Genomic DNA, 14,476 nt, shown 5'->3' with positions numbered 1-14,476 from the left:
AGGATTTATTTCTGTATGGAGAAATATTCTCTCTTGTGCGTACAGAGCGAAGGGCGGTTTCGAGGGGAATGAAGGGAAAAGGGGAAAGAAAAAGACAGGCGGAAGAACCAGAGTTCTTCCGCCTGTCGCTATGTGATTCAAGTCAATGTTATAGCCTTACTTTTGCGCGCTTCACACTGCCTGCTGTTTGGACTTCTACCACATAAATACCTTTCAGATCACCGGCATTTATAACGGCCGATTCACTTGCCGGGGTTTCGGTTATGCAGAGGCTTCCGCTCGTCGAGTATACTTTTATCGTTTCGATAACGGCATCGGCTACGACATGAATGTTTCCCGTGCGGTCGGTGAATATTTTCGTCGCATTTTCTGTCGTATGGTCTATTCCACTGATAATCGTTAATTCGAAATTCTGTTCGGTATCTTCGTTTACTGTCACGAGCACACCGTCCACACCTGTATAGTTATCTTTGCTAACCGTCATTTCATATTCTTTTCCCGGTTGCATTACGGAAATGTTGTAAGCTCCCGTTTCATCGGTAGTAGCGGTGTAAATGACTTCGCCCGATTGCATGGTTACCGTAGCACCCTCTATCGGGGCTTGGTTATCTTTCCGGGTTACAATGCCGTGTACGACCGGCGCTTCGGTTGCCAATCCCAGTTCCATCACCATGATTTCATTTTTTAAGCTGGGTGTGTAAGAACCATTGGTCCACATATCCATATAATCAGCAATATAACCATCTTTTTGGTATGTCTTCATCGATTGGGTCGATACCTCTTTGATGAAGAATTTAGCTCCTGATTTATATCTAGTGGAGTCTACCGAGATGATTAAACTGAGATTACCTCCTTCATAGGTAATAGGAATTTCGGGTCTCATTTCGAAATATAGAGGCGATTCTTTGCTTCCTCCCGCTTCGTATCGTAAGTTCGCTCCGATATGGCTTAATCCTGTTATGTCCGCTTCGCTCATTTTGTCGGTAGTGAGAGCCGTTTTTTCGGTATTGCCTATCCAGATATTTATTCGATATCCTTTTATGGCTGCATCTGTGGCGTAATAGGGGATATTTACCGTTTCAATCACGTCGCCAGCTTGTAATCCTACAAGATCTTCCGGGGTGTAGAGTATCTCATATAGATAGTTAGTGTAGTTAGGAGTTGACTTTTCTGTCGATAAATCGCCTATCATAACGGTAGAAATCAGGCTTTCCTCGGCAACAGATACCGTAATCGTGTCGGTCGAGGTCACTACATCGTCGAGTGTAAGCAGTGCATAGATCGATGCTTCGCCGGCGGCTCTCGGGGTCCACGAACAAGTGTAGCTTTTCATGTCGCCCAATATCATAGGTTCTACTGTGTAGTTGCCGATGTTTTCTTCGCCGTTCATCAAGGCAATCGAATAGCTTTCGGCCGTTTCTCCGGCTGTGCCCAAGCAAGCCACGTCGATGGTAAAGTTTTGAGTGTAGTTTACCATACCTTTGTTCTCTCCGGTAAATCCTTTAATGTCGATGCGGTGCTCTTGATAAACTACTTGTGGGCCGTAAACCAAGTCGATATAAGTTTTTTTGCTGGCGAATCCGATATAATAATCACCTTCGGTAAAGTCTTCGGGCATATAAGCCGCCATCTCAGCCCAGTCACTCCAATAATTGGCATAAATGGCGAAAGATTTTAACAGGTTCCATGTCTTTCCGTCTGCGGAATATAGAATATCTGTGTTATATCCAGAAGATGAGGTCGCTCTTACAGAGAATGCAATAGAGTCTCCTGCCGAGAGATGGAGCAAGGGGGTGATGATCGTATCGACTGTGGATTCTGTATTGACAATGCTGGTTTCACCATGATGTTTAGTCGTCGTATTTCTTTCCCAAAGTCCTTGTTTCATATCCCAAAGGATTGGTGGGAAGGTTTCGCCTTCGAACGATTCTAATAAAGCCGTAGCCGATAGCATTGTACCGGAGGCGGTAAATTCCGTATTGCCTATACCGTCATGTTCTACCGTGATATTATCGTTATATATGCCCGGTTCGGCATTGAAAGTGATTTGGATCGTATCGGATTTGCTACTGGGTATAACCAATGGCAGTGCTGCATTTACCGAGAATGCTGACCCCGATGGCACTGTGATTTTCGATACGGTCAATGCTCCGTTGTTACTGTTGTTTTTGATTACATAATCCAATGTCGTCGCTTTGTTTACCAATCCAAAGTTTATAGCCGATAAGGAGGCATCCCCCTTATTGGGCTTGATAGTTATATTATCGCCCGTTTTTACTTGGGTGAAATGTGTATTTTCGACGTTGTTTACTTTTACATTGAACGATAGTTTGCTTTTTTCGTCATTGCTGCTAATGAGCAGATAACCCTTGATTGTAGTTTCTGCGCCTGCGGCTATTTCAGGCCCGGGGATAACATTGTCTTCGTATAAGGTTGTGTCTTCTCCGTTAATGATGTAAGTTTTGTAGGAGACGCCTTCGGCTACGGTATTGTTCTCGTTCACTAATTGGGTCGTGAAATTATAGCTGTCGGCTGAGACTGTTTGAGTCCCGATGTTCTTAACTGCAAATTGCAATGTGTTTTGAGTGGCTTTGTCGGGGCCTGCATATAATGTCATCCAACTACTAGGTCTGTTGTTGGCTTCTTTAACCAGCTGTATACCTTTGGAAATTTCCTGCCGAGTGAATGCTATGAAGTTATCTACATAGACATTGTTCAGTGTGAAGGCTATGCGTGATCCTTCGGGTACATCGTCGACATTGACTGTTGTCCAAGATGACGAAGAGCCTGTTCCCGTATTTATTGCGGTCTGCGTACCGTCGGCTGTTACGATATACGCTTGAATAGCATCGGAAGAGCCTCCGGCTTTCTTGAAATCGAATGTTACTTTTCCCGATATGACAGGGGTAAATATCGTGTCGATGGTCGATTCATCTCCCCAAGAGCCGATAGAACCGCTTAAACATTTTGATCCGTTTACACCTTTACTACTGTTGATGGAATAGGTAGTTTCATTTCCGTTTTTAACGACCACCCATTCGTCTGGAAGTTTGGATAGTTCGTCGAATGTTTCGTAGTAGGCTGTTGCCGGATAGGTCTCGGCCGATAGGGTAATCGTGTCTTTTCCTCCGTTAGAGTCGATGTATAATTTCCCGGTAAATGAATTTACTTCTGCCGACGAGAAGTTAACAGTAATTGTTTTTTGTTCGTTGAAAGCGATATCGGTCATTGTCGGAGTAACGGAGAAAGGCGACGATTCGCCGTTTTCTACGGAAAGGGTAGCATTCAACGTGTTTATTCCCTCGTTGGAAAGTATAAATTCTTGTGATGCCGATTCTCCGGCTTTCACCATACCCAGATCGATATTTTTCGTTTCGTTGATTAATTTGGGTTGCTCCGATATCAATTCGATTTTGATATTGTCGATATAATTGGCGTTTCCATATTCTTGGATCGCTTCGAAGATAACGTAAAATTCTTGCCCGGCCATTTCGGACGGTATGTTGACCGACATTTCGTACATTCCGGTTTTAGTAATCTCAGTGCCTGCGTATCTTTTGGCGTGAAGAATGGGTTCACTTAGAGTCGTAACGGTTTGGTCTCCGTTGATAATTACTTTGTTATCATCGTCATAGCTGTAAATATCGCCTATGGGGTTGACATATATTTTAAATCCCTCATTGGGCTGGCGCGTACCTGTATCTCGATTCATGAAGAATGAAATTTTAGCGGTTCGTCCAGAGGCAAAAGACAGTTTCGGGGTCACTAATATTGCCGTTGAGGTAGCTCTGGCATCATCGGCTTTTAATGAGTAGCCATCACATGCATTTGAACTTGATGTATTTACCGACCATTTGGTCGCAGTGCTTCCTGTCGCATATCCCGATTTTAGAGTCCAACCGCTTAATCCAAAATTTTCTTCGGAAGAGGAGATTTCGTTAAAATTTTCAAAAAATGGGGCGCTATCGGTGATTTCGATAGCTTGGGCGTAACTTACCGGCGACAGTCCCAGTAAACATATTACAATCCCAATCCAAGTGAAAGTGTAAGATTTTTTCATAATTAAAACAATTAGAAAAGAATTATATGAAATAATAATATTATATTTTTATTTTTTGCAAATATAGAAATGTTTTTGAAAAATTGATACTAAAATCTTCGTTTTTTTATCGAAATGTAGGGTTTTGAAATGGTTAAGCGATAAAATATATTTCTCCGTAACGTATTGGACAGAAAATAGTGCATGTCGTAAACGGAGTTACACATCGAGAGATAGGTTGTATGAGGTAGCGATAAACTGTGTGGATATAAAAACAAAAAAGAACTTTTTCTCAAAAGCTCTTTTTTATAGGTTTTCAATAGGTATTAATTTTTTTAAGGTAAAAAAGATTGTTTTAGGTTATTGAGACAAAGGACAACCTTTTTTTGCAGATAAACAAACAAAATAATATGTTATACAATATGCTTTTATAAATACTTTTTTGATTCTTATATGATAAACTATTGATAAATAGTTTCTTTCGCACTGTTTTGTTTGAATACTTCGAATGTATAAAAAATATTAAATGCGTACTTGCCGGTAACTTTTTGCTTGTTATTCCTCGATGTAGTCGAACAGATTTAGTCCTGTCTCGTCAAAAACTGCATAGGAAGGATGCTTGATCCAATCCCCTAAAATAATGATGCGACTCTGATGGGGGAGTGCAAGATCGAGCAGGATATGTCGATGACCGAATATGAAAAAATCGATTTTATTCGTTTTCCTAAATTCTTTGGCAAAGCATACCAAGTGCTCGTTTTTCTCGCCTTGATATTCGGCGTAGTCATCTCCGGCCTTTCTACTATGGGCCGACCATCGCAATGCAAAAGCAACGGTCCACCGGGGGTGTATGGCCGCGTAAAGATATTGGCAGAAGCGGTTTCGAAATATTTTTCTGAGGAAGCGAAGTGTCATGGGTCTTTTTCCGACGTTGTCTCCATGCGAGAGGAAGAAACGTTTTCCCCCAATTTCGGTTATCAAGGTTCCGTCGTGTATCGTAATGCCCAATTCATGAGGGAGATAATCGAAAATCCAGATGTCGTGGTTCCCGATAAACCAGTGTATGTCAATGTCGTTGTCGCTTAGCTCGGCCAGCTTGCCGAAAAAACGGGTGAATCCTTTGGGGACTACATACCGGTATTCATACCAGTAGTCCAGAATATCGCCCAATAAATAGAGCGTTCCGGCATCTTGTTTTATGCTGTCGAGCCATCTAACGATACGACGTTCGTATTCAATGGGATTCTCGATATATCTTGCTCCCAAATGAAAGTCGGATGCAAAGTAAATTTTTTTCCCCGGCATGATTGTGTTATAAAAGTCCAAGTTCGAGTTTTGCCTCTTCGCTCATCATGTCTTTGTCCCATTCCGGCTCGAAAACCAACTGGATATCCACATTTTTCACATTTTCGATGCTCTCGATTTTCATGCGCACGTCTTCGATGATGAAGTCTGCGGCCGGACAGTTAGGAGCGGTCAATGTCATTTCTATTTTTACGGTTCCGTCGTTTTCCTCTATGTTATAAATGAGCCCGAGGTCGTATATATTTACCGGTATTTCGGGATCGTAAACGGTTCTCAGCATTTTTACGATTTCTTCTTCGATGGTTGGTTTATTCTCCATAGAAATATATATTTGTTTTTGTTTGTCGAAGATACGCTATTTTTTTCGATAGCCGATAAGGGTCTGTAAAATTTTATGATTCTTGTCGATTTGTCTGTCAATTTTATGATTTTAATATATTTTATTTTATCTTTGTGCAAATAGAGGTCGAGAAATGGGTTATAATAATAGCCTATGGCTGATTATAAATAAAAATAAAATGAAGTTTATGAAAAAGACAGTTTTTTGTGTAGCTCTTGTCGCTGCCTTGTTTTTGGCTGTTCCTGCCAATGCACAATTTAAGTTCGGTCCCAAAGTGGGTATGAATATATCTACTCTTTCTCTCAGTGGAAATTTGTCTGATAATTTCAAGGCAAATAATATTTCGAGCTTTACGGGAGGTCTGATGGCCGAGTTTATGGTTCCTGTTATCGGTATCGGGGTCGATGCCAGTTTGATGTATACTCGGAAGGGGTCGGAATTGAAAGATATAACCAGTGGTATATCGGAGAATAAACATGTCGATTATGTAGAGATTCCCATTAATTTGAAATATAAGTTTTCGCTGCCGGTAGTCGGCTCTATATTGTCTCCTTTTGTATATGCCGGGCCGAGTTTTGCATTCCGTGTGGGCGATAATTTCAAAGAGCAATTTAAAGAGAAAAGTTTCGATACGGCGATAAATGTGGGCCTCGGTCTCGAACTTTTCAATCACTTGCAGATTGCCGGTCAATATGGTTGGGGATTGGGTAGTGCCATGGAGGTCAAGAACGACCTTCCCGATTCGGTTATGAAAGGTAAGAGCCGGGCATGGACCATTACGGCGGCTTATTTGTTCTAAACTGGATTTTTTTCAAAATATAATCGCGAGGCAGGGAGAAACTCTCTGCCTCGTTGTTTTTTATGTCTGGGAAATGTGGGTTCGGCAGGTAATCAGTGGGGAAATGTAGATATGGATTTTAGCGATGAATTTCTTGTTAACAACTACATTCCAGTCTTTTCGGAGAGGTTGATTTACAGTTCTGTTATTGTTATCGGGGGTTCCCTTTTTCCCCTGTTTTTTTAACCCCCTCGCCCTACGGGCACTCCCCCTATCTCATCTGCGATGAGCAGAGGGAGAGGGTAAAAGCGTCGCTTTGAACGGCCTTTTTGTTTTGTGGGCATTCTCCTATATTTCCTTACGGCACATCGGGGGAGAGGGTTGATACCTTGATACGTTTTCTCTGTTGCGGATATTTTTTAACCCCTCCGTCACTATGTGCCACCTTCCCCTATATTTTGCGTTGCAAAACGCAGGGGAGGAGAGTAGAAATCTTTCGATAACATGGTTCTACTGTTTTTATTCTCCGTCTGTGTTACCTCGCTCTATACTTTGCGTTGCAACCCCCGTAAGGCTGGACACGGCAAGGGAGGAATGTGTGAATGTCTTGCAACGCCGAGGGGTGTAGGGAGGGGGTAAAGAGACAAATCTCACTGATTTCCTACTGTGCCCGAATAAACTCATTTCTACCTTTGACTTTCGCTATATTTATATAGATACGGTTCGGCATAGTCAAGTCGGAAATGTGATTTCCATTTGTCTCTGCTCTCACCTTTCGCTATCTTTGCATTGAAACTCGAAGATACCTCCGCTCGGCAGAATAAAATTAAAGCGAGCTTTGTTTTGCTCTGCTCTTGCTTATATGTATCTTTGTCACTATGGAGATAGGATGCGGTTCGGCATAGCCAAATCGGAAATGAAATTTCCATTTGTCTCTGCTCTCACCTTTCGCTATCTTTGCATAAAAGAGAGAGGGTATTTTCGATTTCTCTTGGAAAGAACAGGACTTGATATGAGCACACTTGCCGACGTTGTATTACCGCTGCCGTTATATAAATATTTTACGTATCGGATTCCTTCCGATTTGCAGGAGGCTTTGCAAATTGGCAGTCGAGTCGTAGTTCCTTTCGGCAGGAAAAAGTATTATACGGCTATTGTAGTTCGGTTGCACGATGTCATGCCACAGGGATACGAGGTGAAAGAGCTTATTTCGGTGCTCGACGAGCGTCCTGTTTTGCGCCGTCCCCAATTACAGTTCTGGGAATGGATCGCCGATTATTATCTCTGTTCGGTCGGCGATGTGTATAAAGCGGCGTTGCCTTCGGGATTGAAACTCGAAAGTGAAACGACGGTCACGTTGAATACAGATTTCGAGGAACCGGACGATAATCGTTTGAAAGAGCGCGAATGGATGCTGTTGGCGGCATTGGGCAAGAAGTCACGCATGACCGTGCAGGACCTCGAAAAGGAGAGTGGAATGCGCAATATTTTACCTACTTTGCGGGTGTTGCTCGAACGAGAGGCTGTTTTTGTCTCCGAACAGTTGAAGACGAACTACCGTCCGAAAACGGAAACTTATATTCGTTTGACGTTCCAACAAGGCGATGATGCGGCTTTGCGCCATGCGTTTGAATGCGTGAAGCAAGCCAAGAAGCAGGAGACGATGCTACTGTCGTTTCTCGATTTATCTTTGTTTATGCAAAAGGGAAAATTGAGAGAGGTTTCCCGGAAGAGCTTACTCGATCGTTCGGGAGTGTCTTCGGCGGTTTTGGGTGCTATGGTCGAGAAGGGGCTGTTCGAACCGTATAAGAAAGAGATAAGTCGTTTCGAGACGGAGGTTTATACTGTTCAAGAGGCTGCTCCGTTGAGCGATGCCCAACAAGTTGCATATCGGCAAATATCGGATTCATTTAAAGAGCATTCCGTCACGTTGTTGCATGGAGTCACATCGAGCGGAAAAACAGAGATTTATGCTCATTTGATCGACCGTGTTCTGCACGAAGGCAGGCAGGTATTATACTTGGTTCCCGAAATAGCATTGACGACACAGTTGACGAATCGTTTACGCAAAATTTTCGGAGATAAATTGATGATTTATCATTCGAAGTTCTCGGATAACGAGCGGGTGGAGATTTGGAATACATTGCTCGACGACCATTCTCCCCGAATCGTTTTGGGTGTGCGGTCTTCCATTTTTCTGCCGTTCGGCGATTTGGGATTGGTAATTGTCGACGAGGAACATGAAACTTCGTATAAGCAGTACGACCCGGCTCCCCGTTATCATGCTCGTAACGCTGCGATCGTTTTGGCTTCGATGCATGGGGCTAAGACTTTGTTGGGAACGGCCACCCCGGCTATCGAAACTTATTTCAATGCGAGGCAGGGGAAATATGGTTTGGTAGAATTGAAGAGCCGATTTAACGATGTGGAGTTACCCGAAATTATCCCGGTAGATGTGCGGGAGATGCGGAAAAAGAACCGTATGCGAGGGAATTTTACACCTGAATTGCTCAATCGCATGCAGATTGCTTTGGACGGGGACGAGCAAGTTATTTTGTTTCAAAATCGGCGGGGGTTCGCGCCTATGGTGGAATGCAAACAGTGTGCATGGGTTCCTAAATGCGAACATTGCGATGTGAGTCTGACTTATCATAAGCGTTTTAATCAGCTGACGTGCCATTACTGCGGTTTTACGTATGAGATACCGAAAGTGTGTCCGGCTTGCGGACAGCCTACGATCGGGGTGATGGGTTTCGGAACGGAACGGATAGAGGAGGATATTGCTCAACATTTCCCGAATATACCGGTATCTCGTATGGATTTGGATACGACTCGTTCCCGCAGTGCTTATGAGCAGATTATCGAAGATTTTTCAAAGAAAAAGAATAAAATCCTTATCGGCACACAAATGATTACGAAGGGATTGGACTTCGACCATGTGAGCGTGGTGGGGATATTGAGCGCCGACTTGATGATGAATTATCCCGATTTCAGAGCCCACGAGCGAGCTTTCCAGATGATGGAGCAAGTTTCGGGACGAGCCGGTCGGAAAAATCGGAAAGGTGTGGTCGTATTACAGACTTCTCAGCCGGAATCTCCTCTGATACGTCAGGTAATCGCTCATGATTACGAGGGTATGTATAACATGCAGTTGTCCGAGCGAAAGGCTTTTTCTTACCCACCTTATACCCGGTTGATATATATTTATCTGAAACATAGGGACGAGACTCTTTTGCAGGAGTTGTCGGTACGATATACATCTTTGTTGAGAGAGGTATTCGGCGCACGTGTGTTAGGCCCCGATAATCCGCCTGTGGCTCGTATTCAGTCTTTATATATACGGAAGGTCGTTTTGAAAATGGAACTTTCGGCATCGATGCCGAAAGTAAAGGAGATTTTGAAACAGGTCTATGAAAATATGTTGGTGGACGACCGGTTTAAGACTTTGTTGCTCTATTATGATGTAGACCCGATGTAGTGTAATCAATAACTAATTTATAATCATATCATGGAACATAGAAATTTAATTGCAGTTTTGTGCTTGATTTCGGCTTTTATTTTGCCGATAAATGCGGAATTGAAGTATGTAGATGCGTCTCGTTTGACGCTCATCGGGAAAGTGATGCCGACTCCCGAAAATGTCTATCACCGGGTCGATACGGTAAAGTATAACGATATGCCGTTTCAAGTAAAGCGGTTGTTTACGCATTCGGCCGGATTGGTCGTTAGTTTTAAGACCAATAGCCCGACGGTTGCCGCTCGTTGGACAACGAAGGGAAAAGGTGTGATGGGAAACGTTACGCCGATATGCGATAGAGGATTGGATTTGTATATGAATGACGGCGGGAAATGGATACCGGTGGGTGCAGGCACTCCGTCGGCAGGAAAAGCGGAGCAAGAGCGGGTCATCACCAAGAATTTAAAGCCGGGGGTGCATAGGTTTTTGTTATATCTTCCGTTGTTCGAAGAGGTACGTTCGTTGGAAATCGGAGTAGACGAGGAGTCTTTTATCGAGGCAGAGCCGTCTCCGTTCCGTCATACGGTTCTTATGTATGGATCGAGTATCTTGCATGGGGCTTGTGCCAGTCGTTCGGGGTTGGCGTACCCTGCGCGAATGTCGAGAAATACGGGTATCAATTTCGTGAATTACGGTTTGAGCGGAAACGGTAAAATGGAGGCTGCGGTGGCCGATATGTTGAAAGATATCGATGCCGATGCTTTTATTTTGGATTGTATGCCGAATCCTTCTCCCGAGGAGATCACGGAGCGTACTCAATATTTGGTGAACACGATTCGGAAATATCATCAGGGAACTCCTATTATCATGATAGAGACTTATATGAGGGAAAACGGATATAGTGACCAAGCTGTGCACGATCGTTGTACCCGTCAAGGCGAGGCATTTGTGAAACAGTATGAACTGTTAAAGAAACAAGGTATAAAAGACCTGTATTTGATTCGGGACAATCATGCCATCGGGACAGATCATGAAGGTTCGGTAGACGGTACTCACCCTAACGACTTGGGATTCGATCGTATGGTAGAGCAATACCAACCTCAGATTATGAGGATATTAAAGAAATACGGAATCAAATGATAAAAGAAAAGGCTCGAAAAATTCGAGCCTTTTTCTTTTTATGGAAATCGCTTGGAGATGGCGACCTATGGGCGGGATAATGCTCGTTTGATTCCTTTAACAACCAATGGTTCCATAACTTTGTATCCGTCGAGATTGGGGTGGACGCTATCCCTGCCGTAATTAGGGTTTAACCCTTTTTGTTCATCGACAAGGGCGGTATAAAAATCGACGTAAACCAATCGTTTCGAACGGGCGTAATCTTTAATGAGTTCGTTCAAGGCAATAATCGTATCTGCCGGTTGGACTTCGGGAGACCAGCCATATCGATTGGCAGGGAGTACGGAACATAAGACGACTTTTATATGGTTGGCTTGTGCTAGTTCTGTCATGGATTTGATATTGTCCATGATCATATCGATACTCGTCGGGCCGGTATTCCCGGCTATGTCGTTTGTCCCGGCTAATATGACGACTGCTTTGGGAGCCAGATGTATCACGTCTTGTCGGAATCGCAGAAGCATTTGAGAGCTGGTTTGTCCGCTGATTCCTCTTCCGATGTAGTCATTTTCGGAAAAGAATTGCGGATCCAGAGAGGCCCAATTTTGTGTAATTGAATTACCCATGAAGACAACCCAATTTTTACGGGCATCTTCCGAGTCGTTTTTCCTCATTTCCATAATAGCTTTGTTGGCTTCACGATAACGATTCAGATTGGGCCAATCTTGCGCTGCGCATTCAAGAGTCAGTATTGCTGTAAAGAATATGAATGGTAAAGAAAGTTTCGATAGAAGTTTCATGGTATTTAAAATGAAGTAAGAACACTCCATTCGGAGTGTTCTTGAAATGAATAAACGGTGTTAATAAGCAAAGATGGGGTATTCTTTCATCATGCCGTTGACCTTTTCCCGAACGGCTTTGATGACGGTTTCACTTTCTGGATTGGCCAAAACCGTGTCGATAAGTTCTACGATTTCGCACATCATTTCTTCTTTTGCTCCACGAGTCGTTATCGCCGGAGTTCCCACACGGATACCCGATGTTTGGAACGGAGAGCGGCTATCGAACGGAACCATGTTTTTATTCACCGTGATGTCGGCTTGAACCAATGCTTTCTCGGCGACTTTTCCTGTTAATTCGGGGAATTTGGTACGCAAGTCGATGAGCATGCAGTGATTGTCAGTACCGTTGGATATGATTTTGTATCCTTTATCCATGAATGCTTTTGCCATAGCAGCGGCATTTTTCTTCACCTGAGTCTGGTATTCGATGTATTCGGGTTGCAGGGCTTCGCCGAACGATACAGCTTTGGCTGCGATAACGTGTTCGAGCGGACCACCTTGTACTCCCGGAAAGACTGCCGAATCGAGTAATGCTGACATTTTCTTGATTTCTCCCTTAGGCGTTTTTTTACCCCATGGGTTTTCAAAATCTTTGCCCATGAGGATAATACCTCCACGGGGCCCGCGCAGGGTTTTATGTGTGGTCGAGGTGACGATGTGAGCGTATTTCAAAGGATTGTCCAACAATCCGGCGGCTATGAGCCCGGCGGGGTGAGCCATATCGACCATAAAAATGGCACCTATTTCATCGGCTATTTTGCGCATGCGGGCATAGTCCCATTCGCGAGAGTAAGCCGAGGCTCCGCCGATAATCAGTTTCGGACGTTCGCGCAAGGCTACCTCTTCCATCATGTCATAATCGACGTATCCGGTATCTTCTTTCACGCTGTATTCCAATGGGTGGAACATGAGTCCGGAGAAATTTACGGGGCTTCCGTGCGAAAGGTGGCCTCCATGTGAAAGGTTCAGCCCCAAGAATTTGTCACCGGGGTTCAATACGGCCATGAATACGGCCATGTTTGCTTGTGCTCCCGAATGCGGTTGAACATTCGCCCATTCGGCATTGAACAGTTTCTTGATACGGTCGATAGCGACTTGTTCGCTTTGGTCTACCACTTCGCAACCTCCGTAGTAGCGTTTCCCAGGATACCCTTCGGCGTATTTGTTGGTCAGGCAAGAACCCATTGCCTGCATGACCTGATCGCTGACAAAGTTTTCCGAGGCAATCAATTCAATACCTTTTCGTTGTCGTTGATTCTCTTTTTCAATGATGTCGAAAATAATGTCGTCTCTTTTCATATTGTGTTGTGTATTAAAAGTTTTTACCATAGATATCCTATTGAAATGCTCAATTCGTTGACGGCTCTGGACAGTTTTACCTGACTGGTTTGGGTTTCGTCGAGGTCGACTTTGAAAGATAGATCTTTGGAATTTCCTACACAATAGGCATACCGGAAGTCGATGTATAGGTGTCCTATGGTGGTGCTCAATCCGCCGATCAAATAGAATGAAAAACTGTTTGGAGAGTTATCGTAGATTAGATTGCGGAGTGAGCGACCTGTGGTGCTTACTCCGCTTGTTTCGTTAAAGATGTAGGAAACCCGGGGACCAGCAAAAAGATTCATGAGGTATGGGCCATGTTTGGTGATGTTATAGCCATATAGTATGGGAACATCGAGGGTATAAGCCGAAGTATTGATTTTACGTAATTCGTAGTCGGGATTATATAGCCGGGTATGGAACTGATGCATGCCCACTTCGAGTTGTATGTAATTCCTCTTGAAATTGTATCTTCCTATAAAAGAACCGGATAATCCCAGCCTCGATTCGGAATCGGATTCGTTGACTTTGTTCCCGTTCAAGGTTAAATGTCTTATGTCGACTAACGGCGCATTGACTCCCAAGCGGATTCCCCAATTGAATCGTTTGCTTACGTTCAATTCTTGTATTTGAGCTTGAACTGTAAGAATCCATAAGAGTGCCATGCAGATAACCGTAGTGATTCTCTTCATACCTGTCTATTTATTTTTTCTTTTGGACAGACCAACCGAATTTCCCTATTTCTTTTCCTGTTTCATAGTAATGCCCGTGGGAATAGACCAATAGATCGGCCTTTTGCATATCGAACGCGCCTGTCTTGGGATTTATATATTTATCATCGGCCAATATGTTTACTACGTCGGATATGAACATGTCGTGGGATCCGAGGCTGATGATTTCTCTTACCTTACATTCTATACAGAGGGGAGATTCCTCGACGTAGGGGGCTTTTACGATTTGAGCGGTTTTCGGAGTGAGTCCTGTTTTTTCGAATTTGTTATAATTCTTTCCGGAGGAAACGCCGCACCAATCGGTTGCTTTTGCCATTTGAACGGTCGTGAGATTGATTACGAACTCCATGTTTTTTCTTAGAATCTCGTAGGAATGTCTTTCCGGTCGAACGGATATGTAGCACATGGGGGGATTGGTGCAGAGCGTGCCGACCCAACTTACCGTAATGAGGTTATACTCTTCGGGCGTATTGCCGCAACTGACCAGAACGGCCGGCAACGGGTAGATGGTAGTCCCGGGTTTCCAACTTTGTTTCATATATCGG

At 43.8% G+C, this 14,476-nt stretch carries 10 protein-coding genes; 3 read left to right on the top strand and 7 right to left on the bottom strand.

What is annotated here, in order from left to right:
- Nucleotides 1-148: 148 nt before the first annotated feature.
- The 3 genes from HMPREF9448_RS10685 to HMPREF9448_RS10675 all read right to left on the bottom strand — a co-directional run bounded on the left by HMPREF9448_RS10685 (nucleotide 149) and on the right by HMPREF9448_RS10675 (nucleotide 5,663).
- On the bottom strand, nucleotides 149-4,060 hold the full coding sequence (locus HMPREF9448_RS10685) for an Ig-like domain-containing protein (protein WP_008862584.1): 3,912 nt from the start codon (nucleotides 4,058-4,060) through the stop codon (nucleotides 149-151).
- Between the two features lie 534 nt (nucleotides 4,061-4,594).
- Nucleotides 4,595-5,344 carry a UDP-2,3-diacylglucosamine diphosphatase gene (locus tag HMPREF9448_RS10680; RefSeq protein WP_008862583.1) on the bottom strand — a complete coding sequence of 250 codons (750 nt, stop codon included), beginning with the start codon at nucleotides 5,342-5,344 and terminating at the stop codon, nucleotides 4,595-4,597.
- A gap of 7 nt (nucleotides 5,345-5,351) precedes the next feature.
- Nucleotides 5,352-5,663, bottom strand: a complete 312-nt coding sequence (locus HMPREF9448_RS10675; RefSeq protein ID WP_008862582.1) for a metal-sulfur cluster assembly factor — start codon at nucleotides 5,661-5,663, stop codon at nucleotides 5,352-5,354.
- 208 nt (nucleotides 5,664-5,871) lie between these two features.
- Here HMPREF9448_RS10675 and HMPREF9448_RS10670 point away from each other — a divergent pair, with 208 nt between their 5' ends.
- The 3 genes from HMPREF9448_RS10670 to HMPREF9448_RS10660 all read left to right on the top strand — a co-directional run bounded on the left by HMPREF9448_RS10670 (nucleotide 5,872) and on the right by HMPREF9448_RS10660 (nucleotide 11,059).
- Nucleotides 5,872-6,483, top strand: coding sequence for a porin family protein (locus tag HMPREF9448_RS10670; RefSeq protein ID WP_040296239.1), 612 nt, complete (start codon nucleotides 5,872-5,874; stop codon nucleotides 6,481-6,483).
- Between the two features lie 991 nt (nucleotides 6,484-7,474).
- Nucleotides 7,475-9,940 carry a replication restart helicase PriA gene (priA, locus tag HMPREF9448_RS10665; protein WP_008862580.1) on the top strand — a complete coding sequence of 822 codons (2,466 nt, stop codon included), beginning with the start codon at nucleotides 7,475-7,477 and terminating at the stop codon, nucleotides 9,938-9,940.
- 30 nt (nucleotides 9,941-9,970) lie between these two features.
- Entirely contained in the window at nucleotides 9,971-11,059 is a 1,089-nt protein-coding gene (locus tag HMPREF9448_RS10660; protein ID WP_008862579.1) for an SGNH/GDSL hydrolase family protein, read from the top strand.
- Between the two features lie 65 nt (nucleotides 11,060-11,124).
- On the opposite strand, the gene HMPREF9448_RS10655 is transcribed toward HMPREF9448_RS10660, so the two are convergent.
- Genes HMPREF9448_RS10655 through HMPREF9448_RS10640 form a run of 4 tightly spaced genes read right to left on the bottom strand, consistent with a single transcriptional unit; the run spans nucleotide 11,125 to nucleotide 14,469 of the window.
- A complete protein-coding gene (locus tag HMPREF9448_RS10655; RefSeq protein WP_051008922.1) occupies nucleotides 11,125-11,838 on the bottom strand; it encodes an SGNH/GDSL hydrolase family protein in 714 nt (237 codons plus the stop codon).
- A 60-nt stretch (nucleotides 11,839-11,898) separates the two neighbouring features.
- Entirely contained in the window at nucleotides 11,899-13,179 is a 1,281-nt protein-coding gene (gene glyA, locus HMPREF9448_RS10650) for a serine hydroxymethyltransferase (protein ID WP_008862577.1), read from the bottom strand.
- A 23-nt stretch (nucleotides 13,180-13,202) separates the two neighbouring features.
- Nucleotides 13,203-13,892 carry a porin family protein gene (locus tag HMPREF9448_RS10645; RefSeq protein ID WP_008862576.1) on the bottom strand — a complete coding sequence of 230 codons (690 nt, stop codon included), beginning with the start codon at nucleotides 13,890-13,892 and terminating at the stop codon, nucleotides 13,203-13,205.
- A 10-nt stretch (nucleotides 13,893-13,902) separates the two neighbouring features.
- Nucleotides 13,903-14,469 (bottom strand): flavin reductase family protein, encoded by a 567-nt coding sequence (locus HMPREF9448_RS10640; protein ID WP_008862575.1) that lies wholly within the window; start codon nucleotides 14,467-14,469, stop codon nucleotides 13,903-13,905.
- Nucleotides 14,470-14,476 lie beyond the last annotated feature (7 nt).

The sequence above is a fragment of the Barnesiella intestinihominis YIT 11860 genome, from assembly GCF_000296465.1.
Taxonomy (GTDB): Bacteria; Bacteroidota; Bacteroidia; order Bacteroidales; family Barnesiellaceae; genus Barnesiella; species Barnesiella intestinihominis.
The sequence above is the reverse complement of the archived record's forward strand: the minus strand, read 5'-3'. Positions and strand labels throughout refer to the sequence as shown.

Bases quoted from the DNA above. Each gene is read 5' to 3' on its own strand.
- HMPREF9448_RS10685 (WP_008862584.1), bottom strand. From the start codon at position 4,060: ATGAAAAAATCTTACACTTTCACTTGGATTGGGATTGTAATATGTTTA.
- HMPREF9448_RS10680 (WP_008862583.1), bottom strand. From the start codon at position 5,344: ATGCCGGGGAAAAAAATTTACTTTGCATCCGACTTTCATTTGGGAGCA.
- HMPREF9448_RS10675 (WP_008862582.1), bottom strand. From the start codon at position 5,663: ATGGAGAATAAACCAACCATCGAAGAAGAAATCGTAAAAATGCTGAGA.
- HMPREF9448_RS10670 (WP_040296239.1), top strand. From the start codon at position 5,872: ATGAAAAAGACAGTTTTTTGTGTAGCTCTTGTCGCTGCCTTGTTTTTG.
- priA (WP_008862580.1), top strand. From the start codon at position 7,475: ATGAGCACACTTGCCGACGTTGTATTACCGCTGCCGTTATATAAATAT.
- HMPREF9448_RS10660 (WP_008862579.1), top strand. From the start codon at position 9,971: ATGGAACATAGAAATTTAATTGCAGTTTTGTGCTTGATTTCGGCTTTT.
- HMPREF9448_RS10655 (WP_051008922.1), bottom strand. From the start codon at position 11,838: ATGAAACTTCTATCGAAACTTTCTTTACCATTCATATTCTTTACAGCA.
- glyA (WP_008862577.1), bottom strand. From the start codon at position 13,179: ATGAAAAGAGACGACATTATTTTCGACATCATTGAAAAAGAGAATCAA.
- HMPREF9448_RS10645 (WP_008862576.1), bottom strand. From the start codon at position 13,892: ATGAAGAGAATCACTACGGTTATCTGCATGGCACTCTTATGGATTCTT.
- HMPREF9448_RS10640 (WP_008862575.1), bottom strand. From the start codon at position 14,469: ATGAAACAAAGTTGGAAACCCGGGACTACCATCTACCCGTTGCCGGCC.